Source organism: Streptomyces sp. NPDC051555, assembly GCF_044454405.1.
Taxonomy (GTDB): domain Bacteria; phylum Actinomycetota; class Actinomycetes; order Streptomycetales; family Streptomycetaceae; genus Streptomyces.
Map to the genome: position 1 here is coordinate 1 of NZ_JBITDP010000025.1, position 25,721 is coordinate 25,721.

The 25,721-nt window shown below is 72.7% G+C and carries 26 protein-coding genes; 12 read left to right on the forward strand and 14 right to left on the reverse strand.

Going from position 1 to position 25,721, the window contains the following annotated elements:
- Positions 1-372: 372 nt before the first annotated feature.
- Positions 373-993: a TetR family transcriptional regulator gene (locus tag ACIBEA_RS35190; RefSeq protein WP_354384267.1), complete on the reverse strand. Its 621-nt coding sequence runs from the start codon at positions 991-993 to the stop codon at positions 373-375.
- Between the two features lie 228 nt (positions 994-1,221).
- On the opposite strand from ACIBEA_RS35190, the gene ACIBEA_RS35195 reads away from it, so the two are divergent.
- The 3 genes from ACIBEA_RS35195 (at position 1,222) to ACIBEA_RS35205 (ending at position 4,472) form a co-directional block, all read left to right on the forward strand.
- Entirely contained in the window at positions 1,222-2,544 is a 1,323-nt protein-coding gene (locus ACIBEA_RS35195) for a glycosyltransferase family 4 protein (protein ID WP_399267263.1), read from the forward strand.
- A 117-nt stretch (positions 2,545-2,661) separates the two neighbouring features.
- Entirely contained in the window at positions 2,662-3,396 is a 735-nt protein-coding gene (locus ACIBEA_RS35200) for a class I SAM-dependent methyltransferase (RefSeq protein ID WP_330330181.1), read from the forward strand.
- Positions 3,393-4,472 carry a prenyltransferase gene (locus ACIBEA_RS35205; RefSeq protein WP_399267264.1) on the forward strand — a complete coding sequence of 360 codons (1,080 nt, stop codon included), beginning with the start codon at positions 3,393-3,395 and terminating at the stop codon, positions 4,470-4,472. The genes ACIBEA_RS35200 and ACIBEA_RS35205 overlap by 4 nt, the downstream gene beginning before the upstream one ends.
- A gap of 38 nt (positions 4,473-4,510) precedes the next feature.
- Here ACIBEA_RS35205 and ACIBEA_RS35210 read toward each other — a convergent pair whose 3' ends face one another.
- Positions 4,511-4,801, reverse strand: coding sequence for a hypothetical protein (locus ACIBEA_RS35210; protein ID WP_385776017.1), 291 nt, complete (start codon positions 4,799-4,801; stop codon positions 4,511-4,513).
- 142 nt (positions 4,802-4,943) lie between these two features.
- Between ACIBEA_RS35210 and ACIBEA_RS35215 the strand changes: the two genes are divergently transcribed.
- On the forward strand, positions 4,944-5,576 hold the full coding sequence (locus tag ACIBEA_RS35215) for a hypothetical protein (RefSeq protein ID WP_385776228.1): 633 nt from the start codon (positions 4,944-4,946) through the stop codon (positions 5,574-5,576).
- A 95-nt stretch (positions 5,577-5,671) separates the two neighbouring features.
- Here ACIBEA_RS35215 and ACIBEA_RS35220 read toward each other — a convergent pair whose 3' ends face one another.
- The 5 genes from ACIBEA_RS35220 to ACIBEA_RS35240 all read right to left on the reverse strand — a co-directional run bounded on the left by ACIBEA_RS35220 (position 5,672) and on the right by ACIBEA_RS35240 (position 10,122).
- Positions 5,672-6,448 (reverse strand): ABC transporter permease, encoded by a 777-nt coding sequence (locus tag ACIBEA_RS35220; RefSeq protein WP_399267265.1) that lies wholly within the window; start codon positions 6,446-6,448, stop codon positions 5,672-5,674.
- Complete coding sequence (locus ACIBEA_RS35225; RefSeq protein ID WP_399267266.1) at positions 6,445-7,422, reverse strand: ATP-binding cassette domain-containing protein; 978 nt, start codon at positions 7,420-7,422, stop codon at positions 6,445-6,447. Before ACIBEA_RS35225 ends, ACIBEA_RS35220 begins: the two co-directional genes overlap by 4 nt.
- A 64-nt stretch (positions 7,423-7,486) precedes the next feature.
- Entirely contained in the window at positions 7,487-8,350 is an 864-nt protein-coding gene (locus ACIBEA_RS35230; protein WP_399267268.1) for a DUF4097 family beta strand repeat-containing protein, read from the reverse strand.
- Between the two features lie 73 nt (positions 8,351-8,423).
- The gene (locus tag ACIBEA_RS35235) at positions 8,424-8,981 is read right to left on the reverse strand and encodes a hypothetical protein (RefSeq protein WP_399267269.1); all 558 of its coding nucleotides are present in this window, start codon (positions 8,979-8,981) and stop codon (positions 8,424-8,426) included.
- Positions 8,982-9,177: 196 nt separating this feature from the next.
- Positions 9,178-10,122 (reverse strand): LysR family transcriptional regulator, encoded by a 945-nt coding sequence (locus ACIBEA_RS35240; RefSeq protein ID WP_399267270.1) that lies wholly within the window; start codon positions 10,120-10,122, stop codon positions 9,178-9,180.
- A gap of 116 nt (positions 10,123-10,238) precedes the next feature.
- Here ACIBEA_RS35240 and ACIBEA_RS35245 point away from each other — a divergent pair, with 116 nt between their 5' ends.
- Complete coding sequence (locus tag ACIBEA_RS35245; protein ID WP_399267271.1) at positions 10,239-11,483, forward strand: MFS transporter; 1,245 nt, start codon at positions 10,239-10,241, stop codon at positions 11,481-11,483.
- A 200-nt stretch (positions 11,484-11,683) separates the two neighbouring features.
- On the opposite strand, the gene ACIBEA_RS35250 is transcribed toward ACIBEA_RS35245, so the two are convergent.
- The 5 genes from ACIBEA_RS35250 to ACIBEA_RS35270 form a co-directional block, all read right to left on the reverse strand.
- Positions 11,684-12,694 carry an LLM class F420-dependent oxidoreductase gene (locus ACIBEA_RS35250; RefSeq protein WP_399267272.1) on the reverse strand — a complete coding sequence of 337 codons (1,011 nt, stop codon included), beginning with the start codon at positions 12,692-12,694 and terminating at the stop codon, positions 11,684-11,686.
- A 135-nt stretch (positions 12,695-12,829) separates the two neighbouring features.
- Positions 12,830-13,687, reverse strand: coding sequence for a hypothetical protein (locus ACIBEA_RS35255; RefSeq protein ID WP_399267273.1), 858 nt, complete (start codon positions 13,685-13,687; stop codon positions 12,830-12,832).
- A 149-nt stretch (positions 13,688-13,836) separates the two neighbouring features.
- Positions 13,837-14,844 carry an N-acetylmuramoyl-L-alanine amidase gene (locus tag ACIBEA_RS35260; protein ID WP_399267274.1) on the reverse strand — a complete coding sequence of 336 codons (1,008 nt, stop codon included), beginning with the start codon at positions 14,842-14,844 and terminating at the stop codon, positions 13,837-13,839.
- A 112-nt stretch (positions 14,845-14,956) separates the two neighbouring features.
- Positions 14,957-15,598, reverse strand: a complete 642-nt coding sequence (locus tag ACIBEA_RS35265) for a class I SAM-dependent methyltransferase (protein ID WP_399267276.1) — start codon at positions 15,596-15,598, stop codon at positions 14,957-14,959.
- An 81-nt stretch (positions 15,599-15,679) separates the two neighbouring features.
- Positions 15,680-16,075: an ATP-binding protein gene (locus ACIBEA_RS35270; protein WP_399267368.1), complete on the reverse strand. Its 396-nt coding sequence runs from the start codon at positions 16,073-16,075 to the stop codon at positions 15,680-15,682.
- Between the two features lie 134 nt (positions 16,076-16,209).
- Here ACIBEA_RS35270 and ACIBEA_RS35275 point away from each other — a divergent pair, with 134 nt between their 5' ends.
- Positions 16,210-17,058 carry a helix-turn-helix domain-containing protein gene (locus tag ACIBEA_RS35275; RefSeq protein WP_399267277.1) on the forward strand — a complete coding sequence of 283 codons (849 nt, stop codon included), beginning with the start codon at positions 16,210-16,212 and terminating at the stop codon, positions 17,056-17,058.
- Positions 17,018-17,206, forward strand: a complete 189-nt coding sequence (locus tag ACIBEA_RS35280) for a DUF397 domain-containing protein (protein ID WP_399267278.1) — start codon at positions 17,018-17,020, stop codon at positions 17,204-17,206. Before ACIBEA_RS35275 ends, ACIBEA_RS35280 begins: the two co-directional genes overlap by 41 nt.
- A gap of 2 nt (positions 17,207-17,208) precedes the next feature.
- Here the strand turns inward: ACIBEA_RS35280 and ACIBEA_RS35285 are convergent, their stop codons facing one another.
- Entirely contained in the window at positions 17,209-17,544 is a 336-nt protein-coding gene (locus tag ACIBEA_RS35285; protein WP_399267279.1) for a hypothetical protein, read from the reverse strand.
- 124 nt (positions 17,545-17,668) lie between these two features.
- Between ACIBEA_RS35285 and ACIBEA_RS35290 the strand changes: the two genes are divergently transcribed.
- From ACIBEA_RS35290 to ACIBEA_RS35300, 3 genes are all read left to right on the forward strand, one after another.
- Positions 17,669-19,570: a serine/threonine-protein kinase gene (locus tag ACIBEA_RS35290; protein WP_399267280.1), complete on the forward strand. Its 1,902-nt coding sequence runs from the start codon at positions 17,669-17,671 to the stop codon at positions 19,568-19,570.
- Positions 19,571-19,681: 111 nt separating this feature from the next.
- On the forward strand, positions 19,682-21,814 hold the full coding sequence (locus ACIBEA_RS35295; RefSeq protein WP_399267281.1) for an acyl-CoA dehydrogenase: 2,133 nt from the start codon (positions 19,682-19,684) through the stop codon (positions 21,812-21,814).
- An 11-nt stretch (positions 21,815-21,825) separates the two neighbouring features.
- Complete coding sequence (locus ACIBEA_RS35300) at positions 21,826-23,013, forward strand: lipid-transfer protein (protein WP_399267282.1); 1,188 nt, start codon at positions 21,826-21,828, stop codon at positions 23,011-23,013.
- A gap of 38 nt (positions 23,014-23,051) precedes the next feature.
- On the opposite strand, the gene ACIBEA_RS35305 is transcribed toward ACIBEA_RS35300, so the two are convergent.
- Positions 23,052-23,435: a DNA-binding response regulator gene (locus ACIBEA_RS35305; protein WP_399267369.1), complete on the reverse strand. Its 384-nt coding sequence runs from the start codon at positions 23,433-23,435 to the stop codon at positions 23,052-23,054.
- 254 nt (positions 23,436-23,689) lie between these two features.
- On the opposite strand from ACIBEA_RS35305, the gene ACIBEA_RS35310 reads away from it, so the two are divergent.
- Positions 23,690-24,544 carry a MaoC/PaaZ C-terminal domain-containing protein gene (locus ACIBEA_RS35310; RefSeq protein WP_399267283.1) on the forward strand — a complete coding sequence of 285 codons (855 nt, stop codon included), beginning with the start codon at positions 23,690-23,692 and terminating at the stop codon, positions 24,542-24,544.
- 62 nt (positions 24,545-24,606) lie between these two features.
- Positions 24,607-25,683 (forward strand): Zn-dependent alcohol dehydrogenase, encoded by a 1,077-nt coding sequence (locus ACIBEA_RS35315; protein WP_399267284.1) that lies wholly within the window; start codon positions 24,607-24,609, stop codon positions 25,681-25,683.
- The last annotated feature ends 38 nt before the right edge of the window (positions 25,684-25,721 follow it).

A 25,721-nucleotide genomic window follows, 5' to 3' on the forward strand; every position in this document is an offset into this window, starting at 1 on the left:
CCTGCCTTCCCCCGGGGGCCGCCCGACAGTTCTTGGCTTTCCGGGGTGGGACGGGCGGTCAAGGGTGGCCGCAGGCCATCGCGCAGCGACGCGACGAAGGAGCGCCCTTGAGGGCCCGGCCCACCCCGGAGAGACAGTGGAGCTGACGGGCAGCCCCCGGAACCCCACCGACCCCGCCCCACCCAAAGCCACCGCCAAACGCGGCGAAGCCGCGCACACCACCGCCAAGCCACCCCCACCCCGACCCCGGACACCCGAAGCCACCGGCACACGCGGCGAAGCCGCCCCCGCCCCCGCCCCCGCCCCCGACCCCGCGCACCGCCCTGTTTCGGCCGATCCTTGAGCGGCTGTGCCCGAGGGCTTCGGCGCCGCCTACTTCGGTGGGGCCGTGAGGTCGATCAGGCGGCAGACCGTTTCGATGTCGATCTTCACCTGGGCGATCGAGGCGCGGCCCGAGAGCCAGGTGATCAGGGCCGAGTGCCAGGTGTGTTCGATGACGCGGACCGCCGAGAGCTGTTCCGCCGTGGGCGGGGCGTCCAGGCCCATCGCGTCCAGGATGATCGCCGTGGTCAGCCGGGAGACGGTGTCCACCTCGGGGCTCACGCTGCGGTCCGCGAAGGTCAGGGCGCGCACCATGGCGTCGGCCAGGTGCGGCTCGCGCTGGAGGGCGCGGAAGGCGCGCATGAGCGTTTCCGCGACGGCTTCGGCGGGGCTGTCGGCGACCGGGGGGCGCTTGCGCAGCGTCGTGTGCATGTGCTGGAGCTGGTCCTGCATGGTCGCCACCAGGAGGTGGACCTTGGAGGGGAAGTAGCGGTAGAGCGTGCCCAGCGCGACGCTGGACGACTCGGCGACCTCCCGCATCTGGACCGCGTCGAACCCGCCCCGGCTCGCCAACTGCGCGCTGGCGTGCAGGATCCTGCGGCGGCGGGCTTCCTGCCGCTCCGTCAGGGGCGGGGACGCCGGCGTGGCGAGGGCCTTGGCTTCCGCTGTCATGTGTCCCGTTCCGTGGCGTTCCGAGGTATCCATTCGCACCGCTCCGAGGCTGTTCCGTGGTCAGCATGGCAGGCGGGCCTGCCGTGGCGCGAATCACCTGCTCCGGCTCTTACGGTGTGGTTTCCGGCCGGTAGATTCAATGGTCTTCAACGGATCAAGTCTGAAACTTGTTCTACATTATCCGAGCGGTTACGCTCCGGCGAAAGTGCAGCGAGAAGGGGGCCGGGAGTGACCGCTGAGGCCATGGTGACGAGCCCTTTCCAGGGTTCCGCCGCCGACGGCGACCGCCCGTTGCGCATCGCACTCCTCACTTACAAGGGGAACCCGTTCTGCGGTGGCCAGGGCGTCTACGTCCGCCACCTCGCGAGGGAACTGGTACGCCTGGGGCACTCCGTCGAGGTCATCGGCGCGCAGCCCTATCCGGTGCTCGACACCGGCGCCACGCTCACCGAGCTGCCCAGCCTGGACCTCTACCGCCACCCCGATCCCTTCCGCACCCCCAAGCGTGGTGAGTACCGGGACTGGATCGACGCCCTGGAGGTCGCCACCATGTGGACCGGCGGCTTCCCCGAGCCGCTGACCTTCTCGCTGCGGGCCCGTCGCCACCTGGTGGCCCGGCGCGGCGAGTTCGACGTCATCCACGACAACCAGACCCTCGGCTACGGCCTGTTGGCCGACCTGGGCGCGCCCCTCGTCACCACCGTCCACCACCCGATCACGGTGGACCGGAAGCTCGACCTCGCCGCCGCCAAGGACCGCAAGAAGCGCGCCTCGGTGCGCCGTTGGTACGGCTTCACCCGCATGCAGGGGCGCGTCGCCCGCAGGCTGCCCACGGTCCTGACCGTCTCCGGCTCCTCGCAGCAGGAGATCGCCGACCACCTGGGCGTCCGCGACGACCGCATCCACGTCGTGCACATCGGCGCGGACACCGACCTGTGGTCGCCGGACCCGTCCGTCGCCGAGGTCCCGGGCCGGATCGTCACGACCTCCAGCGCGGACGTACCGCTCAAGGGCCTGGTGCACCTCGTGGAGGCGCTGGCCAAGCTGCGCACCGAGCAGCCCGGTGCCCACCTCGTGGTGGTCGGCAAGCGCGCCGAGCGGGGGCCGGTCGCCCGGGCGATCGAGCAGTACGGGCTCCAGGACGCGGTCCAGTTCGTCAAGGGCATCACCGACGCCGAGCTCGTCGACCTGGTGCGCAGCGCCCAGGTCGCCTGCGTGCCCTCCCTCTACGAAGGCTTCTCGCTCCCCGCGGCCGAGGCCATGGCCACCGGCACCCCGCTGGTGGCCACCACCGGCGGGGCGATCCCCGAGGTGACGGGCGCCGACGGCGAGACCTGCCTCGCCGTACCGCCCGGTGACGCGGGGGCCCTGGCCGCCGCGCTGGGCCGGCTGCTCGGTGATTCCGAGCTGCGGGCCCGCCTGGGCAGTGCCGGGCGCGCGCGGGTGCTGGACCGTTTCACCTGGGCCAGAGCCGCCCAGGGCACGGTGGCGCACTACCGGGCCGCGATCGAGCGGGCCACCATCGAACGGGCCGCACGCGCCGGTCGTTGACGGCCGTACGGGCGCCGCACCCCGTGAAGTACCTCGTCAAGTAGCTCGTCAAATACTTCGTCAAATACTTCGTCTCCACCCACCATCACCCCATCTCGACCGCGAAGGCAGGACCGCGTGCTGACCGTCGATTTCTCCAGGTTCCCGCTGGCCGCAGGCGATCGCGTGCTCGATCTGGGCTGCGGCGCGGGCCGGCACGCCTTCGAGTGCTACCGGCGCGGCGCCCACGTGGTCGCCGTGGACCGCAACGGCGAGGAGATCCGCGAGGTCGCCAAGTGGTTCGCCGCCATGAAGGAGGCCGGTGAGGCCCCCGCCGGTGCCACGGCCACCGCCATGGAGGGCGACGCGCTCGCGCTGCCCTTCCCCGACGACTCCTTCGACGTCGTCATCATCTCCGAGGTGATGGAGCACATCCCCGACGACAAGGGCGTGCTCGCCGAGATGGTCCGGGTCCTCAAGCCGGGCGGCCGCATCGCCATCACCGTCCCGCGCTACGGCCCCGAGAAGATCTGCTGGGCGCTCAGCGACGCCTACCACGAGGTCGAGGGCGGCCACATCCGCATCTACAAGGCCGACGAGCTGCTCGGGAAGATGGAGCAGGCCGGTCTCAAGCCGTACGGCACGCACCACGCCCACGGCCTGCACTCGCCCTACTGGTGGCTCAAGTGCGCCTTCGGCGTGGACAACGACAAGGCGCTGCCGGTGAAGGCGTACCACAAGCTCCTGGTCTGGGACATCATGAAGAAGCCGCTCGCGACCCGGCTCGCCGAGCAGGCCCTCAACCCGGTCATCGGCAAGAGCTTCGTGGCCTACGCGACCAAGCCCCACCTGCCCGTCGGCGCTGCGAAGTGACCTCGCCCGGGCGCACCGAGCACCTCGTCCTGGACGGCGTACTGACGGCCGAGGAGGCCGCGCAGACCGTCGCCGGGATCCTGGCCGCGCAGCGCGCGGACGGGGCCATCCCGTGGTACCGCGGTCACCACCTCGATCCGTGGGACCACACCGAGGCCGCGATGGCCCTGGACGTGGCGGGCGAGCACGAGGCCGCGGCGCGGGCGTACGCCTGGCTGGCGGCCCACCAGAACGAGGACGGCTCCTGGTACGCCGCCTACGCGGACCGGCCCGAGGGGGTGGACACCGAGGACCCGCAGGACGCGGGGAAGGAGTCCAACTTCACCGCCTACATAGCGGTCGGGGTCTGGCACCACTACCTGGCGACCGGGGACGACCGCTTCCTCGACCGGATGTGGCCCGTCGTCTTCGCCGCCGTGGAATTCGTCCTCGGGCTCCAGCAGCCCGGCGGGCAGATCGGTTGGAAGCGCGAGGCGGACGGGACGGTGGTCGCCGACGGCCTGCTGACCGGCTCCTCCTCGATCCACCAGGCGCTGCGGTGCGCGCTGGCGATCGCCGAGTGCCGCGAGGAGCCGCAGCCCGACTGGGAGGTGGCCGTGGGCGCGCTCGCCCACGCCGTGCGCCGTCATCCCGAGCGCTTCCTCGACAAGAACCACTACTCGATGGACTGGTACTACCCGGTCCTGGGCGGGGCCCTGACCGGTTCCGAGGCGAAGGCGCGGATCGAGGAGCGCTGGGACGATTTCGTCGTGCCGGGCCTCGGCGTGCGCTGCGTGCTGCCCAATCCGTGGGTGACGGGCGGCGAGAGCTGTGAACTCGCCCTCGCGCTCTGGGCGATGGGGGAGTCCGACCGGGCGTTGGAGATCCTGCGCTCGATCACCCACCTGCGGGCCGAGAACGGCATGTACTGGACCGGGTACGTCTTCGAGGACGAGAAGGTCTGGCCGGTGGAGCAGACGACCTGGACGGCGGCGTCCCTGCTGCTGGCCGTGGCCGCGCTGGGCGGGGACGAGCCGACCGCGGCCGTCTTCGGCGGCGCGACCCTGCCGGACGGACTCGACCCGGACTGCTGCTAGACCGTCCGGGCCGGCTCCTCCGGCTCTCGCGGGGTGGCTCAGCGGCGGGCCAGCCAGCCCGCGAGGGCGTGGCCGATGAAGAGGTAGGCGACGGCGGCGATGCCGTAGCCGACGACGACCTGGACCCAGTCGCGGTCGAAGGTGAAGAGGTCGTAGGACCAGGTCGCCAGCCAGGTGGCGGCGTCGTGCACCAGGTCGACCAGGCTGTTGTTCTGGTTGGCGTCCAGCAGGTACAGCAGGATCCACGCGACGATCACGAAGGCCAGTACGTCCGCCACGATCGCGACGATCCGTCCGGCGGAGCTGCTTCCCCGGGTCCTCGCTCGCATGTGTGCTCGACTGTTTGTGGGCATGGCCCGCGTCTTGCCGCTGCGGCGCGGGCCAAACCCGAACGGCTTTCCCAAGTGGCGCGGCGGGTGGGCCGGGGTGAGGCTGCCTGGGACACCTCAGTCCCCGGAGGAAACCGTGTCCATACCCAGAACCGCCCGATTCCGTCGTGGCTGCACGGCGCTGATCCTGTCCACCGCGCTGCTCGCCGGAGGCGCCACCGCCTGCGGTAGGGGCGGCGACCGGAGCGACCGGAGTACGGACGTCTCGGTCCAAGGGGCGCCTGCGGCCGTCCAGGTCGACGCGGCCGAGGAGGCCCTGCGGGTCGCGGACGCCGCGCCGTCGCCCAGCCCGTCCACCGAGGCGCAGAAGCAGAAGTTCGCCAAGACGCGCTTCGTCGCCAACGCGGGTCTCGCGGCCGGCGCCACCTACCAGTGGATCATCAAGCCGTACCGCGCGGGCAAGTTCAAGAAGGGCGCGAGCGGGCGCAAGTTCGCCCTCGTGAAGGCGGGCCTGGCCGGCGCGTTCGCCTACAACCGGTTGAAGGCGGCGGCCGACAACGCCAAGGGCGACCCGCTGCTGTCCAAGGCGGTGGGCCCGCTCACCGCGGGGATCGACTCCCTCAAGGGACTCGGCAGCAAGCTCCGCAAGGGCGACGCGAACGACGCGGACATCGGCGCCTTCGAGAAGATGATCAATGGGGTCAAGGACGCGGGCAAGAGTGCGGGCGCCCCGGTCACGGACCAGGTCCCGAGCCTTTCGCAGTTGGGCCGCTGAACCCGGGACGCCGCAGGCGCGACATCCGCACGCGCGACATGGTGAGGACCCGCCGGGCGACCGGCGGGTCCTCACCACGTGGCGCGTACGGCGCATCAGCGGGTCGTGTCCCGGTTGAAGACGGACCGCGCCCACAGGTAGCCGACGAGGGCCAGGCCCGCGCACCAGGCGAAGGCCAGCGGCCCGTCGTTCTCGATCGGCGTGCCCATCAGCAGGCCGCGCAGGGTCTCGATGATCGGGGTGAAGGGCTGGTACTCGGCGAACCAGCGCAGCCCGGTCGGCATGGAGTCCGTCGGGACGACCGCGCTGCCGAGGAGCGGCAGGAACTGCAGCGGCATCGGCATGTTGCTCGCGGTCTCGGGGGTCTTGGCGACCAGCCCCATCGCGGCGGCCAGCCAGGTGAGGCCCAGCACGAGCCCGGTCAGCAGCCCGCCCACGGCCAGCCACTCGACGGGGGTGGCGGTGGGCCGGAAGCCCATGAGCAGCGCGATGCCCGTGACCAGGGCGACGCTGATCAGGGTCTGGATCACACCGCCCACGACGTGCCCCGTCAGGAACGAGGCCCGGGATATCGGCATCGTGCGGAAGCGGTTGACGATGCCTTCGGTCATGTCGACGCAGACCCCGACAGCCGTGGCCACCGCCCCGGCGGTCGCCGACATCAAGATGATGCCCGGGGCGATGTAGTCGATGTAGTGCTCCGAGCCGGTACCGGTGCCGAGGGCGCCGCCGAAGACGTAGGTGAACAGGAGCAGCATCAGTACGGGCATCACGGCGACGGAAATGGTCATCGACGGGTAGCGCAGGGCGTGCCGGAGGTTGCGCCGCAGCATCGTCGCCGAGTCGGTGACGGAATGGGCCAGGGTGGTCATCGTGCGTTCTCCCGCTTCGGTCCGGTGAGGGTGAGGAACACGTCGTCGAGGTCGGGCGTGTGCACGGAGAGCTCCTCGGCGCGGACCCCGCCGTGCTCCAGGACGTCCAGGACGGCCCGCAGGGTGTCCGGGCTCCCGTCGCCGGGGAGGTCCAGGGTGAGGGCCTCGCGGTCGAGGTCGAGGGCGGCGAACAGGGCCTCGGCGGCGTCCAGTTCGGCCGCCGTGGCGAACCGCAGCCGGATGTGGCTGCCGGGGATGCGCCGCTTGAGCTCTTCGGCGGTGCCCTCGGCGACCAGCTTGCCGTGGTCGAGGACGGCTATCCGGTCGGCGAGTTGATCGGCCTCGTCCAGGTACTGGGTGGTGAGGAAGATCGTGACGCCCTGCTCGGCGACCAGGTTCCGGATGATCTCCCACATCGTGCGGCGGCTGCGCGGGTCGAGCCCGGTGGTCGGCTCGTCGAGGAAGATGACGCGCGGGTCGCCGACCAGGGTCATCGCCAGGTCGAGCTTGCGCCGCATGCCTCCGGAGAAGGTGGAGACGGGCCCCCGGGCGGCCTCGGTCAGGTCGAAGCGGTCCAGCAGCTCGGCGGCGCGGCGCCTGCCTTCCCGGCGGCCGAGGTGGAGCAGGTCCGCGATGAGGATCAGGTTCTCCTCGGCGGTCAACAGGTTGTCCACCGCCGAGAACTGGCCGGTCACGCCGATGACGCCGCGGATGGAGGCGGCCTCGCGGGCCAGGTCGTGGCCGCCGACGCGGATCTGACCGGCGTCCGCCGCTATGAGGGTGGTGAGGATCTGCACGGTGGTGGTCTTGCCTGCGCCGTTCGGCCCGAGGAGGGCGAAGACGGTGCCGGGGGCGACGTGCAGGTCGATGCCGTCCAGCACCTTCTTGTCGCCGTAGGACTTGGTCAGACCGGTGACGCTGATCGCGGGCGACGTGCGGGAGGTGGCGGTCGCTGTCGCGACGGCTGTGGGCATGGCGGGGTCACTCCTCCGGTGCGGGGGTTGTGGCTGGGGCCGGTGCTGCGGCTGGGCCGGTGGCTCAGGCGCGGTGGACGTCGATGTTGCCCGCGCCGCTGCGGGCGCGGACCTCCACGGTCTCGTCGGTGTCGGCGGGTCCGTCGGTGGTGGTGAGGCCGTTGCGCACGCTGCCGACGCGGGTGTTCACGTCGAGCCAGGCGGCGGTGGAGCGGGCGATGCCGACCGAGATGTTCCCGGCGGCGGTCTGGAGCGCGACCTGACCGCGGGCCACCTCGCCGATCTTGATGTGCCCGTTCGCGGACTTGGCCTCGACCCCGGCGTGTGCGGAGCCGATGGAGACGGAGCCGTTGGAGGTGGTGGCCTTCAGGTGGCCGTGGACCTCACCGAGGGCGATGTCGCCGTTGGAGTTCTTGACGATCGCGGCGCCGCCGATGACGTCGGCGCTGATCCGCCCGGACCCGGACAGCTCGGCATTGCCGGTGACGGTGTCGACGTGCGTGTTGCCGTGGCCCGTGGTGAGGTGCACGGCCGCCGCCTCCTCGACGCGCAGGTCACCGAGCGAGGTCTTGAGCCGGACCTGCCCGAGCGGTCCCGAGCACAGGAAGTCCGCCATGGGGCAGTCGCCGCGCAGGTCGGAGCCGGTGGGCAGGGCGAGGACGATGTCGAGCGAGCCGCTGCGGCCGAACAAGGAGCGCTTGCGCGGCCCCTTCACGAAGAGCTGCCCCGCCGAGTAGCTGATCTTGGTCTGCTGGGCCGCCCGCACGTCGACGTCCTCGCCCGGGTTGCTCGGCCGCACCTCGACGACGGTGTCGGCGCGCTTGGTGGCGGTGACGCGGATGGTGCCGACCTCGAACTCGACGGAGGCGGAGATCGGGCCGGGGGTCTCGAAGGTCTCGGTGAGGTGGGAGATCTGGAATGCAGACATGGTGGTGCCGTCCTCTTGGCTCGGTGGAGCGGAAGTGGTGGGAAGTGCGCGGCTACGGCGGTGCGGCGGTGAGCTAGCGGACCCAGCCCGTGAAGCCCTGCTGGCCGCGCGAGCGGCCCGGGGAGAGCGGGGCGGCCGGTGCGGACGGTCCGGTCGGTTCCAGGGCCGCGGCGACGGCCCGGACCAGCCAGGCGTTGACCGAGAGGCCCTCCTGGCCGGCGGCGTCCTCGACGCGGTTCTTGAGGTGGGCGGGGAGGCGGAAGTTGATGCGGGCCGTGCCGCCCTCGTCGCCCTCGCCGGCCGGCGCCGCGACCGGGACCGGGACCGGAGCCGCCGCGGGAGCGGAGTGCTCCGGCAGGGTGCCCCCGTACACGAAGGGCTCCTGGGCCGGGGGAGCGGTCACCACGAACTCGGGGTCGAGCCCGCGCAGCCGTACGTCGACCGAGCCTGGGGCGAGGTCCTGGGTGACCTCGCCCATGGCGGCGGACAGGGCGTTCAGCAGGGTCAGCCGGGCGGCCGACTCCAGGGGAGCGGTGAGCCGCTCGGCCAGGGCGCGGGATTCGGCTCCGCCCGCTTCCGCGGCTACCGCGAGTTCGTTCCGGAGGTGATCGACGTAGGGCGTGAGGTCCATGGCGAAAGCATGGCACACGAATGGCGCCACTGCCAGCTTTTGTGGCGCCGTTTTGGCGCCACGTGGTGCCGCGGGTGTCATTCCCACAGTGTCGGGGGTCGGGCTGGCGCGTAAATGAGCAGGTCAGAGGCGTGGTGGGAGCGTGACGCCATGATGGCGCCACGAACGAAAATCATGGCGCCATCATGGCATCACCTCACCTCCGTCGCGCCCATGCGGGCATCCAGGTCCAACGGTCGGGCCCCCCGGGACCACCGGGCCGCGCCGCCGCGAGGTGTTCGCGCAGCGCCGCGAGCGCGGGTTGGGGGTTGTCGCGGCGCCAGATCAGGGAGTGCGGGTAGACCGGCGTCGGGTCGATCACCGGGATGCGGCGCAGGCCGTGCCCGTCGGGCCAGACGAGCCGCGTGTGCTCGCCCATGAAGGTGGCCAGGGCCGGGGTGTCCGCGATGGTGTCGAGGAGGGCGTCGGAGCCGAAGTTGGGGCCCGTCGCCTCGATGGTGAGCCCGAACTCGGCGACGAGGTCGTCGTAGTAGGCGGCCCACTCGGTGCCGGGGACGAGGCCGGGCATCCAGATCCGGTGCCCGGCCAGCTGCGCGAGGGTCACCGACCGGGCGCCCGCCAGCGCGTGGGCGGGGCCCGTCAGGAGCTGGAGCGGTTCGTCGAGCACGCGCGCGGACTCGACGTCCCCGGGCAGCGGCCGACCGGGCGCGGACACGGCGCGGAAGGACGCGTCGATCTCCCCGGACCGTACGGCGGCCACCGCCGCCTCGATGTCGAAGAGCATCAGCACGTCGAGCTCGAACTCGGGGTGCGCGCGGTGGAACTCGCGCATCAGGCCCGACGCCGCCACGCGCGAGGCGATCACGTCGACGCGCAGCGCACGGCGGCCGGGCCGTACGGACGCGACCGCGCGCTCGGCGACGCTCAGCACCTCGCGCGCGTGGGGCAGGAAGGCCCGCCCGTCGATGGTGAGCTCGGCGCCGCGCGCCGTACGGGTGAAGAGCTGCGCGCCGAGGCCCTTCTCCAGCGCGGCGATGCGTTTGGAGACGGCCTGCTGGGTGACCCCCAGGTCGGCGGCGGCCGCTTGGAAGCGGCCCGCGTCCACAACGGTGACGAAGGTGCGTACGGCTTCGAGGTCCACGCCGGAGCAGGCTACTCCACAACCAGTGGTTGTGACCCGATCGCGGATCGGTTGTTTGACCGGCCGCCGTCCCGCTGGGTTAGCTCTGCGGGTACGCGGAGGACGTCGGAGCGGGGGTGAGGGGCGTGGGCCGGCAGTTCGGGTGGCTCTGGGCGGCCTACGGCATCAGCACCCTCGGCACCTGGCTCGCCTTCGACGCGTTCGCCCTGGTCGCGATCCTCGCGCTGCACGCCGGGCCAACCCAGGTGTCGCTGCTGGCGGCCCTGGGCCTCGCGGTGGGGGCCGTGGTGGCGGTGCCGCTCGGGCCGTGGGTGGAATTCCGCCGCAAGCGGCCGGTGATGGTCGCGATGGACCTGGTCCGCTGCGCGGCGCTGCTGAGCGTGCCCGCCGCCTACGCGCTCGGCCTGCTCGGCTTCGCACAACTCCTGGTCGTGTCCGTCGTCGTCGGCGCGGCCGACATCGCCTTCAACGCGGCCAGCGGTGCCTATCTGAAGGCCCTCGTGCGGCCGGCGGACCTGCTCGTCGCCAACGGCCGCTTCGAGACCACGACCTGGACCGCCTCCGTCCTCGGACCGCCGCTCGGCACGGCCGCCATCGGGCTGTTCGGCCCGGTGCTGACCGTGGCGGCCAACGCGGTCAGCTACCTGCTCTCGGCCGCCGGGATCGGTGCGATCGGCGGCAGCGAGGCCCGACCCGAGCGCACCGCAAGCCACAGAACGCGCCCCGGCGACCTCTTCGAGGGGTGGCGGTACCTCCTGACCCACCCTGCCCTGCGCCCCCTGTTCTTCAACACGGTCCTGGTCGCCGGCCTGATCATGGCGACCGTGCCGCTGCTCGCCGTCCTCATGCTCGGCGAGCTCGGCTTCGCCCCCTGGGAGTACGGCCTCGCCTTCGGCCTGCCCTGCGTCGGCGGGATCGTCGGCGCCCGGCTGGCCCGCCGCCTCGTCGTCCGCTTCGGGCGGCACCGGGTCATGCTCACCGCCGGGGCGCTGCGCGCCTGCTGGTCCCTCGGGCTGGCCTTCGTGCGGCCCGGCGCGGCGGGGCTCGTGCTCGTCGTCGTGGTCGAGTTCGGGCTGATCACCTGCATGGGAGTCTTCAACCCGGTCTTCGCCACCTACCGGCTCGAACGGCTCCCGGCGGACCGCATCGCCCGCACCCTGTCGGCGTGGTCGGTCACCAGCAAGCTGACCATCGCGGCCATGACCGGGCTGTGGGGCCTGCTGGCGGGCCTCACCGGCCCCCGCACCGCGATCGCCGTCGCCGGCGTGCTGATGCTGGCCACCCCCTTCCTGCTGCCGCGGCGGGACGAACGCGTGCCGGTGCCGGTGCCGGTGCCGGCCGGCGGGGATCCGGCCGTCTAGGTCCCTCCGGGGGCGCCTCAAACGCCGGCGGGGCTGGATTGCCAGCCCCTGTCGGTGGGCGCCTCAATCGCCGGCGGGGCTGGATTGCCGGCCCCTGTCGGTGGGCGCCTCAATCGCCGGCGGGGCTGGATTGCCGGCCCTTGTCAGTGGGCGCCTCAAACGCCGGCGGGGCTGGATTTGCCGGCCCCTGTCGGTGGGGGTTATGTGTTCAGCTCCGCCAGTACCCGCAGCGTGTGCGGGTCCGGGGCGGTCAGGAGGAGGTCGGTCACCGGGCCCTTGCGCCACAGTTCCAGCCGCTCCGCGATCCGCTCGCGCGGCCCGATCAGCGAGATCTCGTCCGCGAAGGCGTCCGGTACGGCGAGCACCGCCTCCTGCTTGCGGCCCGCGAGGAAGAGTTCCTGGATCCGGTGGGCCTCCTCCTCGTATCCCATGCGCGCCATCAGATCGGCGTGGAAGTTGCGGGCCGCGTGGCCCATGCCGCCGATGTAGAAGCCGAGCATGGCCTTGACCGGGAGCAGCCCCTCGGCGACGTCGTCGCAGACGTGGGCCCGCGCCATCGGCGCGATCATGAAGCCTTCGGGCAGCTCGGCGAGGGAGGCCTGGTAGACGTCGGTGCGGGTCGGGGACCAGTACAGCGGGAGCCAGCCGTCCGCGATCCGGGTGGTCTGGGCGATGTTCTTGGGGCCCTCGGCCCCGAGCAGCAGTGGCAGGTCCGCGCGCAGCGGGTGGGTGATGGGCCGCAGCGGCTTGCCGATGCCGGTGCCGTCGGCGCCGCGGTACGGGTGGGTGTGGAAGCGGCCGTCGAGGGCCACGGGCGCCTCGCGGCGCAGCACTTGGCGGATGACGTCGACGTACTCGCGGGTGGCGGTCAGCGGGCTCGCGGGGAAGGGGCGGCCGTACCAGCCCTCGACCACCTGCGGGCCGGACAGTCCGAGGCCGAGCATCATCCGGCCGCCCGAGAGGTGGTCCAGGGTGAGCGCGTGCATGGCGGTGGCGGTCGGGGTGCGGGCGGCCATCTGCGCGATGGCGGTGCCGAGCCGGATCCGGGTGGTGTGCGCGGCGATCCAGGTGAGCGGGGTGAAGGCGTCCGATCCCCAGGCCTCGGCGGTCCAGACGGAGTCGTAGCCGAGCCGCTCGGCCTCGGTGGCGAGGTCGAGGTGGGCCGGGTCGGGGCCGCGGCCCCAGTAGCCGAGTGCGAGTCCGAGGCGCATGTACGGTCCCTCCGCGAGCCGTGTCGGACGGGGATCCGACCGGGATCTGACGGTGCGTCAGGTGACTGTAGGCCAACGGCCCCCCGCCCGGAAGGGCGGGGGGCCGTCGGTACCGCGGTACGGGAAGGCGCGCGCTCAGCCGCGCTGGATGCCCGAGGTGTCGTTCAGCACGCCGCGCCGGTTGTCCGGCGTCTGGGCCACCAGCGCGGCCGGACCGCGCTGGTCCACCGCCAGGTACCAGGTGCCCGGCACCAGTTCGGCGATCGGGGTCGGCGAGCCGTCCTCGGCGAAGAGGGGGCGCGCCACCGGCACCGCGAACCAGAACGGGGCGAAGTCGCCGCCCGGAGCCGGAGCCCCCGCCGCCGGCTGCGCGTCCTGCGGGGCCGTCGGGCCCGGAGGGGTGGGCGCCGGGGCGCCGTGGCCGGAGTACGGCGGTGCGGGCTGCGGGGTGGTCCCGTACGGCGCGGGCTGCTGACCGCCCGGGTAGCCGTACCCGGCGCCCGGCTGCGGCTGGCCGCCGTAGGGCTGGGCGACCTGCGGCTTCGGCGCGGGCACCAGCGAGCCCGCCAGCGCGGGGATCTTCGACCCGGCGAGGGTGACGACGGCGAGCGCGATGTTCGCCAGGAAGGCGATCACACAGCCCGCCCCCAGCCCCGCTCCGGGCGGGCTGACGATCAGCGACCACAGCGAGGACCACGCGGCGGCGACGGCGAGACCGGCGCCCCAGACCTCCAGGCCCTGCCCGGCGACCTTGCGGCCCGCCGGCAGCAGCCGGGTGGAGATGATCAGCGCCGCGGCGGCGATGCCGGTCAGGAAGACCGAGGGGAGGACGATGTTCAGCCGGTCCGTGTCCCACGCGTTCGGGATCCGGGCCTCGCAGGCCGCGAGTCCGGCGCAGTCCACGGAGTAGAAGTTGAAGAACGAGGCGATGAACAGCAGTACCGCTGCTCCGATCACCACGCCGTCGCCTCTAGTGAGGGAGCGGATGTTCACTTGGATGTCCTTCTCGGTCGTCTCGTCGTCTCGTCGTCTCGTGGTGCCGACGGTGCCGCGATCCACTGCGGAGCGGGGCGGCGGGCGGGCACCATCGTACGGACGTTTCGCGCGCCCGAGGGGTCAGGGGCCGTAGCCGGCCCCCTCTCCTACCCGCCGAGGAAGCCGACGATGCCGTTCGCGATGCCCTGGGCCGCCTTCTCGCGCCATTCCGGACTGGTCAGCAGCGCCGCGTCCTTGGGGTCGCGCATGTTCCCGCACTCGATGAACACCTTCGGACGCGTGGAGAGGTTGAGCCCGCCGAGGTCGTCGCGGACGACCAGGCCGGTACCGCCGCCCACGTAGTTGGAGGGCGCCGAGCCCGTCGAGCGGGTGAAGTTCCCCGCGATCCGCTCGCCCAGCTCGCGCGACGGACCGACGATCTTCGCGGTGTCCGCCGAGCCGCCCTTGACCTTCGCGGGCAGGATCACGTGGAAGCCGCGGTTGCCCGCCGCGACGCCGTCGGCGTGCACCGAGACCACCGCGTCGGCGTTCGCCTCGTTGCCGATCCGGGCCCGCTCGTCGATGCACGGGCCGAAGGGGCGGTCGGCGCGGTGCGTGAACACCACCTTGATCCCCTTCTCCTGCAGGATCGTGGCCATCCGCCGGGAGACGTCGAGGGTGAACTCGGCCTCCATGTAACCGGCGTTGGTCGTCGTACCGGTGGTGTCGCACTCCTTCATGTTCGTGCCGATGTCGACCTGCTTGTCGATCTCGCTCGTGTGCTTGAAGTTGCCCGCGTTGTGCCCCGGGTCGATCACCACGACGCGTCCGGCCAGCGAGCCCTTGCCGGGCACTGCCGCCGCGGACGCGCCGGGGGAGGCGGACGCCGACGCGCCCGCCGAAGCCGAGGCCGACGGGCTCGTGGAGGCGGAGGCGCTGCCCTGCGGGCGCGGCTGCGAGGAGGGCGGGGCGAGCGGCGGCTTCGCGGCGGCCGGGGGCCGACCGTCGTCGGCGCCGGCCCCGGAGGTCACCTCCACCAGCACCCACCCGGCGAGGCAGAGCGGCGCGAGGGCGGCGACGGCCACGGCCAGCGTGGAGCGGCGCGTGAACCAGGGCCGGTCGGGGTTGACCGAAGAGGCGGACTCGGGCTGCGGGGCACTGTCGTCGTACGGCACGTCGGCGATGCTAGACCCCGCCCCCGCTCCCCGTCCGGACCCTGACCCGTCCGAGGGCCGGGCGCACGGCCGGATGGAGTCCCGCCGCGGCGGGTCGCCGCAGGTCAGGAGGTCAGATCCCGCCGCCCGTGCGGCGCAGGACACGCAGCGAGTCCGTCACGGAGACCTCCTCGAAGGCCCCGGACGCCAGCGCCCGCAGGTAGATCCGGTACGGCGCCTGCCCGCCGTCCGCCGGGTCCGGGAAGACGTCGTGGATGACCAGGGTGCCGCCGGGCGCCACGTGCGGGGCCCAACCCTCGTAGTCCCCGGTGGCGTGCTCGTCGGTGTGTCCGCCGTCGATGAAGACCAGGCCGAGCGGGCCGCCCCAGGCCGCCGCGACCTTCGGGGAGCGCCCGACGATCGCGATCACGTGCTCCTCCAGGCCGGCCGCGTGCAGGGTCCGGCGGAAGGTGGGGAGAGTGTCCATGAGCCCGACCTCCGGGTCCACGACCGTCGGGTCGTGGTACTCCCAGCCCGGCTGCTGCTCCTCGCTGCCCCGGTGGTGGTCCACGGTGATCGCGCTCACGCCCGCCTCGCGGGCCGCTTCGGCCAGCAGGATCGTGGAGCGCCCGCAGTACGTGCCCACCTCCAGCAGCGGCAGCCCGAGCGAGGCGGCCTCCGCCGCCGCCTCGTACAGCGCGAGGCCCTCCCGTACGGGCATGAACCCCTTGGCCGCCTCGAAGGCGGCGAGGGTCTCCGGCTTGGGGCTGGCCATGGTGTTCCTCCTGGTGGGACGGGCGCGCGCGGGCGCGCGCGGCGGGTGGCGGCCCATGCTGCCCTACTGCCCGGTAGGACGCTACGGGCGGGTCCTGGGCGCGGTCCTGCGGGGCTTCGGCCGGTCGCACTCGAACCACACCGTCTTGCCGGTCGGGGTCCCGTACGTACCCCAGCGGTCCGTGACGGCCTCGACGAGCAGCAGCCCGCGCCCGCCCTCGCCCAAGGGGGCCGGGTCGCGCGAGGGCCGGGGCGGCGCGGGGGAGTCGTCCGTCACCTCCACCCGCAGCCCGCGCGGCCGCAGCAGGATCACCACGGCGCAACCCCGCCCCGGCACGTGCCGCACCACGTTCGCGACCAACTCGGTCAGCGCCAGCTCGGCCCCCTCGGCCAGCGAGGCCAGCTCCCAGCGCGCCAGCAGCATCCGCAGGATCCGCCGCATGTGCCGCGCCGAGTGCGCACCCACGGTGAAGCCCATCCGGTAGGTGCCGTCAACTTGCGTCGCGGAGTAGTCAGTTACGTGATTCACGTCACCAGGGTGGAGCGGTCTCACTACGCTCGGCTACGGACCGAAACGAACGCCTCACGGCGTGTACTTGGGGGTGACCGCTCATGGTCAACATCCGCGACCTCGATCCCAGCGCCTCGCCGCTGGACTACTACGGCTTCGAACTGCGCCGCCTGCGCCAGGAAGCCGCGCTCAAACAGCACGCGCTCGGCAGCATCATCTTCTGCACGGGCTCCCTCATCGGGCAGATCGAGACGGCCCGGAAGGTCCCGACCCGGGACTTCTCGGAGCGCGTGGACGCGGCGCTGGGCACGGACGGGATGTTCTCGCGACTGGTGGGGCTGGTGCTGCGGAGCCAACTGCCGACGTGGTTCCAGGCGTACGCGGAGATGGAAGCGAAGGCGGCGTACATCTCTTCGTTCCAGGCACAGTTGGTGTACGGGCTGTTGCAGACGCCGGAGTACGCGCGGGCGGTGCTGGGCGCGCGGACCGACAAGGCCCTCGACGCCAAGGTCGAAGCGCGGATGGAACGCCAGCGGATCCTCCAGCGCGAGATCCCGCCACTGATGTGGGTGGTGCTGAGCGAGGCCGTGCTCCACCAGGAGATCGGCGGCCGGGAGGTCATGCGGAACCAACTCGCCCACCTGTTGACGTTGGAGGAGCGGGAGTGGGTGAAGGTTCAGATCCTGCCCTTCGAGGTGGGTGCCCACGCCGGGGTGATGGGCTCGTTCAACCTGCTGCGGTTCGACGACGACCCGGATCTCGTCTACACCGAGGACTTCGTGCAGGGCCACATGACGGCCAATCCGCAAGCGTTCAGGGAAGGTTCGCTCCGTTACGATCACTTGCAGGCCGCCGCACTCTCCGTGGAGGACTCGGCGGCGCGGATCGCCCGTGTAATGGAGGAACGCTATGGACACCATCCAGGACCTGTCGGGCGCACGCTGGCGTAAGTCGTCGTACAGCGGTGACACCGGCGGCGATTGCGTCGAGGTCGCCGCGCAGCCCCACCGGATCGCTGTCCGGGACTCCAAGAACCCCCAGCTGCCCGCCTTCACCGTGAGTCCGGCCGCCTTCGCGGAGTTCGTGCGCGGGCTCTGACGTCAAGGAGTGGCGGGCGGCGGGATCCTGCGGGGGTTGCTCGTGCCGCAGTCGAGGCAGACCACCCAGTCCCGCCACTCGCCGTCCTCGCGCTGCCAGGGTTCGCCGACCCAGGTGGTGTCGTCCTCGCCGCAGAAGGGGCAGTTGCCCGGCCAGAGCCGCATGGTGTGCAGCGGGCCGCCGTTCGGGTTCTGCCAGCCCAGCCAGTCGCCCGCCGGGCAGGTCCACCACAGTTCGGAGCGGGGTCGCGGGGGCCCGCCGCCCCAGCGGTTGCGGGTGTGGTGGACGGGCAGCGGTTCCAGCTCCCGGCCGCAGCGGGGGCACGGCGGTGCGCTCACAGTGGTCCTTCCTGGGGGTCGGCCTTCGCTTCATCCTGCATCGAACTCCCTCTACCCTGAAGCGTGTTCGAACGGCCGAGCGGCCGGTTCGGACGACCACAGGGGATCACCGGGGGCGGGCAGCATGGGCATCGCGTTGAACAGTGACGACAACGTCGACGGGGGCATAAAGCCGCTCACCGCGACGGACCCGACCCGGATCGGGCCGTACCTGTTGCTCGGGCGGCTCGGCGCCGGGGGCATGGGGCGGGTGTACCTGGCCCGGTCCGAAAGCGGGCGCACGGTCGCCGTGAAGGTGGTGCACGAGGAGCACGTCTCGAACGCGCAGTTCCGGGCCCGCTTCCGGCGCGAGATCGACGCCGCCCGCAAGGTCGGCGAGGCGTACACCGCGCCCGTCCTGGAGGCCGACCCGGAGGCCGATCGGCCCTGGGTGGCCACGGGGTACGTGCCCGGGCTCTCGCTGGAGCAGATCGTGCGGCGGCACGGCCCGCTGCCCGTGGACTCCGTGCACGCGCTGGCCGACGGGCTGTTGCGGGCGCTGAAGGACATCCACGCGGCCGGGATCGTGCACCGCGACCTCAAGCCGTCGAACGTGATGCTGACCGTCGAGGGCGTCCGGGTCATCGACTTCGGGATCTCGCGCGCGCTGGAGACCTCCGTCGAGTCGCTGCTCACCAGTACCGGCATGGCGATCGGTTCGCCCGGGTTCATGTCGCCCGAGCAGGTCCGCGGGCAGCGGGCCGGGGCGAAGAGCGACGTCTTCACCCTCGGCTGCGTGCTGGTGTACGCGGCCACGGGCAAGCTGCCCTTCGGGGACGGGGCCAGCAACCAGCACGCTGTGATGTTCCAGATCGTGGAGGGCGAGCCCGCCCTGGAGGCGGTCGAGGACGAGGCGCTGCGCGCGTTCATCGCCCGGTGCCTGGTCAAGGACGTCGACGAGCGGCCCGGGGTGGACGCGTTGTTGGCGGACCCCGAGCGGGTCCGTCCGAAGAAGTCCGGCGGGGCGTGGCTGCCGCCCAAGGTGGTGGCGCGGCTCGCGCAGCAGGCGGCCGGGCTGCTCGACGCGGAGGCGGCGCCGCCCGTACGGGAGGAGTCCCCGGCCACCGACCGGGCGACGGTCGACCTGCGGAAGAAGGACGTGGCGGACGGGTCCGGGGCGGGCCCGGTGGTCGTCCCGGTGGGCGCGGGCACGGCTCCCGGGGGCGAGCGCAAGGCGCGGCGGCGGTGGACGGTCGCCGTGCCGGCCGTTCTCGTCTTCACGGTCGGCGGCGGCACGGTGGCGCTGATCCAGCCCTTCGGAAACGCCAGGGACGCGGACAAGGCGTCGCCGCCGGCCGCGAGCGCTCCGGTGACGCCGGGTGCCGGGAGCGGCTCGCCTTCGGGTTCGGCGGCCGGTTCGCCGCCTCCGGGTGCCTCCGCTTCCCCGGGGCCGTCCGTCCCGGGGCAGCCGCCGGGCCAGGTCGGCGGGGCCGCGGCGGGCGGTGTCCCGGGCGGGGCCCAGGGCGGCGCCGCGCAGGGCGGGCCCGTGGCGGGCGGGGGTGTGCCCGGCGGGGGCGCCGGCAGTCCCGGCGGGGCCGGTGGCAAGGACCCCGCACCGACCAAGGGCTCCGGTGCGGCGGCCGGTGGTGGCGCCGCGGCGGGGGGCTCCACCCCCGGCGGCTCCGGTTCGCCGAGCGGCGGGGGCTCCTCCGACGGCGGCCTCGTCCCCTCGTACTTCGTCGGCTCCTGGAACTACGCGGGCCAGTTCAACATCGGCCAGCCGGACACCGTGGTCATCGCCAAGTCCGGGTCCGTCCGGCTGATCGCCGAGACCCAGATGGGGCACTGCGAGTACACGGCGCGGGTGACCTCGGCGAGCAACGGCGGGGCCCGGATCAACCTCAGTGCCGGGACGGAGGACCAAGGCCGGTCGAACAACCAGTTCTGCGGGACGCTGGACGCCTCGTTCTTCACCAGGAGCGATCCGTCCGGCATCCAGCACAACGTGGGGGCCGCGCACGGGGAGGGGTACTACTACTCGCGTTGATCCGACGGCCCGACCGGCGCCCGACCGGCGGTCCGATCGGGCGCCAAGGAGTGAGAACGCGTTTCATTTCTGACCTTCCGTCAGAATGGAACGTGTTCTACTCTGCCGCGCATGGGCATCGGAATCACACAGGAACAGCGGGAGTTGGCCGACGCGATGCGCGGCTGGGTGGCGCGCGCCGTGCCGCCCGAGGAAGTGCGCAAGCTCCTCGACACCGCGCCGCGGGCCGGGGAGCGGCCCGCCTACTGGGACGCGCTCGTCGAATCCGGGCTGCTCGCACCGCACCTGGAGGGCGGCACCCTGCTCGACCTCGCCGTCGTGGTCGAGGAGGCCGCGCGCGGGGCGCTGCCCGGGCCGTTCCTGCCGAGCGCGCTGGCCTCCGTACTCCTCCAGCGGGCCGGGGCCGAGCCGCTGGACGGGCGGGTCGGGGCCGTGGCGCTGGGGCCCGGGACGCTGACCGCCGTGGCCGTCGAGGGCGGCGGGCACCTGCTCGACGGGACCGCGCCCCCGGTGCTCGGCGCGGGCGAGGCCGACCTGGTCGTGCTGGCCGCCGAGGCCGCGCACGGCACCCTGTGGTTCGCGGTGGACGCCGCCGCGCTGGACATCCGCACCCACGAGAGCGCCGACCCGACCCGGCCCACCGCCGAGGTGCGGGCGCGCGGGGTCGCCGTACCGCCCGGGCGGCTGCTGCCGCTGGAGGCGACCCTGGTCCGGGACGCGGCCTGCGCGCTCTTCGCCGCCGACGCCTGCGGCACCGCCGCCTGGGCGCTGCACACCGCCGCCGAATACGCCAAGGTGCGCGAGCAGTTCGGCCGGCCCATCGGGCAGTTCCAGGGGATCAAGCACCTGTGCGCCGACATGCTGGTGCGCCTCGAACAGGCCCGCGCGCTGGCCTGGGACGCGGCGCAGGCGCTGGACGAGGAGCCCGACGTGCGCTCGCTCGCCGCGGCGCTGGCCGCCGGCACCGCCCTGGACGCGGCCTACTCCTGCGCCAAGGACTGCATCCAGGTCCTCGGCGGGATCGGCTTCACCTGGGAGCACGACGCCCACGTCTACCTGCGCCGCGCCCTGGTCGCCCGCCAGCTCCTCGGCTCCGGCGACGGCCACCGGGTACGGGCCGTGCGGCTCGCCGCCGGTGGCGCGCGGCGCGAGCTGCGCCTGGAACTCCCGGCGCAGGCCGAGACCCACCGGGAGCGGGCCCGTACCGCCATCGCGGACGCACGCGGCCTCGACCCGGCCGCCGCCCGCCGGGTGCTGGCCCCCACCGGTTACGCCGCCCCCTACCTGCCCCCGCCCTACGGGCTCGGGGCGGGCCCGGTCGAGCAGCTCGTCGTCCAGCAGGAGCTGAAGGAGGCCGGGGTCAAGCTCGCCGACCTCGGCATCGCCACCTGGGTGGTGCCCTCGCTGCTCGCCTACGGGACGCCCGAGCAGCGGGAGCGGTACCTGCTGCCCACCCTGCGCGGGGACGTCACCTGGTGCCAGCTCTTCTCCGAGCCGGGCGCGGGCTCCGACCTCGCCTCGCTGCGCACGAAGGCCGAGCGCACGGAGCGGGGCACCTGGCTGGTCAACGGACAGAAGGTGTGGACGAGTTCCGCGCACAGCGCCGACTTCGGGATCCTGCTGGCCCGGACCGACCCGGCGGCGCCCAAGCACAAGGGGCTCGGGTACTTCGTCGTCGACATGAAGCGGGCCCGGGGGATCGACGTGCGCCCCCTGAAGGAGATCACCGGCGAGGCCCTCTTCAACGAGGTGTACTTCGACGACGTCGAGCTGCCCGCCGACGCGCTGGTCGGCGCGGCCGACGGCGGCTGGAAGGTGGCCCGCAACACCCTCGGCAACGAACGCGTCCACATGGCCGACCAGATGACCTTCGACACCGGCCTCGAAGCACTCATCGCCCGCTGCGCCGACCTCGACGGCGCGGGCCGCGCCCGCATCGGCGCGCTCGCCGCCGAGGCGCACGCCCTGGCCTGCATCGGGCTGCGCACCACCCTCCAGCAGGTGTCCGGGCTGGAGCCGGGAGCCGGCGCATCCGTGCGCAAGCTCGTCCAGACCCCGCACCAGCAGCGGACCGCCGAGCTCGCGCTCGAACTGCTGGGCCCGGCAGGAGCGGTGCGCGAGGGGGCGGGGGAGCGGGCGGTGCACGGGATGCTCATGTCGCGCTGCCTGACCATCGCCGGCGGCACCACGCAGGTCCAGCTCAACGTCGTGGCCGAGCGCATCCTCGGCCTTCCCCGGGACTAGGAGTCAGCACCATGAAGTCGTACATCGTGGGCGTCGGCATGACGAAGTTCGAGAAGCCGGAGTCGCGGGACTGGCAGTACTGGGACATGGCGAAGGAGGCCGGGACCGCGGCGCTCGCGGACGCGGGCGTGGACTACGGCCTCGTCGAGCAGGTGCCGGTGGGCTACTGCTTCCAGGCCTCCACCGCCGGGCAGCGGGCGGCGTACGAACTGGGCCTGAGCGGGGTCCCCGTCTACAACGTCAACAACAACTGCGCGACGGGCTCGACGGCGCTGATGATGGCCCGGCAGTTCATCGAGGGCGGCCTCAACGACTGCGTGCTCGCGCTCGGCTTCGAGAAGATGAAGAGGGGCGCGCTGGGCGGCGGCGCGGACGGGGGCGACTTCAAGACGTCCCCCGTGGCCCGGCACTACGGGATCATGGCCGCCGGGCACGGCTTCGAGATGACCCCGCCGACCGCGCAGATCTTCGGGAACGCGGCGCGCGAGCACATGCAGCGGTACGGGACCACCGAGGCGCAGCTGGCGGCGGTCGGCGCGAAGAACCACCGGCACTCGGCGAACAACCCGAACGCGCAGTTCCAGGACGTCTACACGGTCGAGGAGATCCTCGCCGCCAAGACCATCCACCGGCCCCTGACTAAGCTCCAGTGCTCGCCGACCTCGGACGGCGCGGCGGCGGCGCTGGTGGTCTCGGAGCGGTTCGTGGAGGCGCACGGGCTGGGGGAGCGGGCCGTCGAGATCGTGGCGCAGTCGATGACCACGGACACGGGGGACTCGTTCGCCTCGGGGTCCTGCATCGACGTGGTGGGCAAGCCGATGACGGCGGCCGCGGCACGGCAGGTCTACGAGCGCTCCGGGCTCGGGATCGAGGACGTGGACGTCATCGAACTGCACGACTGCTTCTCGGTCAACGAGCTGCTGACCTACGAGGCGCTGGGCATGTGCGAGGACGGGGCGTCGGGCAAGCTCGTGGAGAGCGGCGCGACGACGTACGGCGGGCGCTGGGTGGTCAACCCTTCGGGCGGACTGATCTCCAAGGGGCACCCGCTGGGGGCCACCGGGCTGGCGCAGGCCGCGGAGCTGGTGTGGCAGCTGCGGGGCCAGGCCGGGGCCCGGCAGGTCGAGGGGGCGCGAGTCGGGCTGGCGCACAACATCGGCCTGGGCGGGGCGGCCGTGGTGACGCTGCTGCGCAGGTAGTGGGCCCTCCGGGGGCGCCTCAAACGCCGGCGGGGCTTTTACGTGGTGCCCCCCGGGCTCGATGGGCGAGGGCTGAGCGCCGGGTCGATGACCGTTTCGCCCATCGAGGCGCGGCGGATCGAGTCGGCCAGGTCCTCGATCGGGACGTCGCGCAGGATGAGCCCGGCCGCGCCCGCGGTCAGGGTCGCGTCCAGCAGGCCGGGGTGGGCCGAGCCCGTCACGACCAGGACCGCGCACTCCGGGTCGTCCTCGTGCACGGCGGCCACCGCCTCCGGTGCCTGGACCAGGGCCACCGCCGGGCGGGCCGTCGTGGAGGGCACGACCTCGATGTCCGGCTGGAGGCCGAGCCGCAGGGCCAGGGCCGGGTCCGGCGGGACCAGCAGGACCCGTAGGGACTTGGTGGGCCGGTGCTCCCGGGGCATTTCGTTCACGGGGTCAGGGTAGGTCGCGGGGTGCGCCCACCGGCATGGAACACACCCGGCCAAAGGGGAAACTGACGAGAGGTCAGGAGTCTTCCCAAGTGCTGGGGCGTGCGTTATACATTCCTTCATCGGTCCTAGAACGCGTTCTAGAACATGGCGAACGCGCCGCGGACCGACCCGCATACGACCTCGGTGCGGCCGACGGTGCGGACGGTCGCACCGAGGTCTTCCACGAACAAGGAGCAGCATCCTCAATGCCGATCGATGCCGCCAAGGCCCTCGCCGCCGACCCCCGCGTGGGGGAGATCGGCTGGGACCACAAGGACATCCAGCTCTACCACCTCGGCCTCGGCGCCGGTCTGCCGGCCACCGACCCCGACGAGCTGCGTTACACGTTGGAGTCCAAGCTCCACGTGCTACCCAGCTTCGCCACGGTCGCGGGCGCGGGCATGGCCATGCTCGGGGGCCTCGCCGCCCCCGGCATCCAGGTCGACCTGACCGCCGTACTGCACGGCGGCCACTCCATCGAGCTGCACCGGCCGATCCCCGTGAAGGGGCGGGCCACCTCCACCTCCAAGGTCGCCGCCGTCTACGACAAGGGGAAGGCGGCCGTCATCGTGCTGCGCTCCGAGGTCGCCGACGCCGACGGGCCGCTGTGGACCAGCGACGCGCAGCTCTTCGTCCGCGGTGAGGGGGGCTTCGGCGGGGAGCGCGGCCCCTCGGTCCGCGGGGAGGCGCCCGAGCGCGCGCCCGACCGCGTCGAGGAGCGGCGCATCCGCGAGGAACAGGCGCTGCTGTACCGCCTGTCGGGCGACTGGAACCCGCTGCACGCCGACCCCGAGTTCGCCAAGCTGGCCGGCTTCGACCAGCCGATCCTGCACGGGCTGTGCTCGTACGGGATGACCCTCAAGGCCGTCGTCGACACGGTCCTGGGCGGGGACGTGAGCCGGGTGCGCGCCTACCGGACCCGCTTCGCCGGGATCGTCTTCCCCGGCGAGACGCTCCGCATCCGGATGTGGCAGGAGCCCGGCCGCGTACAGGTGACCGTGAGCGCGGCCGAGCGGGACGACGCGCCGGTCCTCGCCGACACCGTGGTCGAGCACGCGTAACGACCGTACGAGCTAAGAGCTACGAGCGACAGAACCAGTACCTCCAGCAGAGGAGCCGCACCGTGCGCGCAGCACTCCAGAGCCAGATAGGCCAGGACAAGCTCGAAGTCGTCGAGGACATGGAGGCCGTGGGCTTCGGCCCCGGCAAGGTGAAGATCCGGATCAAGGCCACCGGCCTGTGCCACTCCGACCTCTCCGCGATGAGCGGGGTGCTGCCGCAGCCCGCGCCCTTCATCCCCGGCCACGAGGGCTCGGGCGAGGTGGTGGACGTCGGTGACGGGGTCACCAGCCACAAGATCGGCGACCGGGTGCTGGTCTGCTGGCTGCCGCCCTGCGGCCACTGTCCGTCCTGCAAGCGCGGCCAGGGCCACCTGTGCCTGGAGGCCTTCGGCAACGTCGCCACCCCCAACTTCCGCCGCGGGGACAGCGACATCTTCGGCTTCGCCGGCACGGGCACCTTCGCCGAGGAGATGGTGGTCCCGGCGGGCTGCGCCGTGCCGATCCCCGACGACGTCCCCTTCGACATCGCCGCCCTGATCGGCTGCGGGGTGACCACGGGCCTCGGCGCGGCCATCAACACGGCCAAGGTGGAGGCCGGTTCCACGGTCGCGGTGATCGGCTGCGGCGGCGTCGGCATCTCCGTCATCCAGGGCGCCAAGGTGCAGGGCGCGGCGCAGATCATCGCCGTGGACCCGGTCGAGTCGCGGCGCGAGGCGGCCCTGCGGTTCGGGGCGACCGAGGCGGTCTCGCCGGAGGCGTTCGCCGACGCCAAGAACCGGATCACCGCCGGTGAGGGCTTCGACTACGTCTTCGAGGTGGTCGGCAAGTCCCAGACCACGCAGACGGCCTACGAGATGACCCGGCGCGGCGGTTCGGTCGTGGTGGTCGGCGCGGGCGCCCTCGACGACAACTACTCGATCAACATGTTCTCGCTGTTCTTCGACGAGAAGAAGATCCTGCCGTCGATGTACGGCGGCGGGGACGTCCTGCGGTCCTACGAGCGGACCATCAACCTCTGGCGGGCCGGCCGGGTGGACCTGGCGGGCCTGATCACGCACCGGGTGCGGCTGGCCGAGATCAACGACGCGCTCGACCAGATGCGCACGGGCGTGGCCCTGCGCACCTGCATCGAACTCTGACCGACCTGACCCCCGACGTACGGCTTCCGAGAGGAACG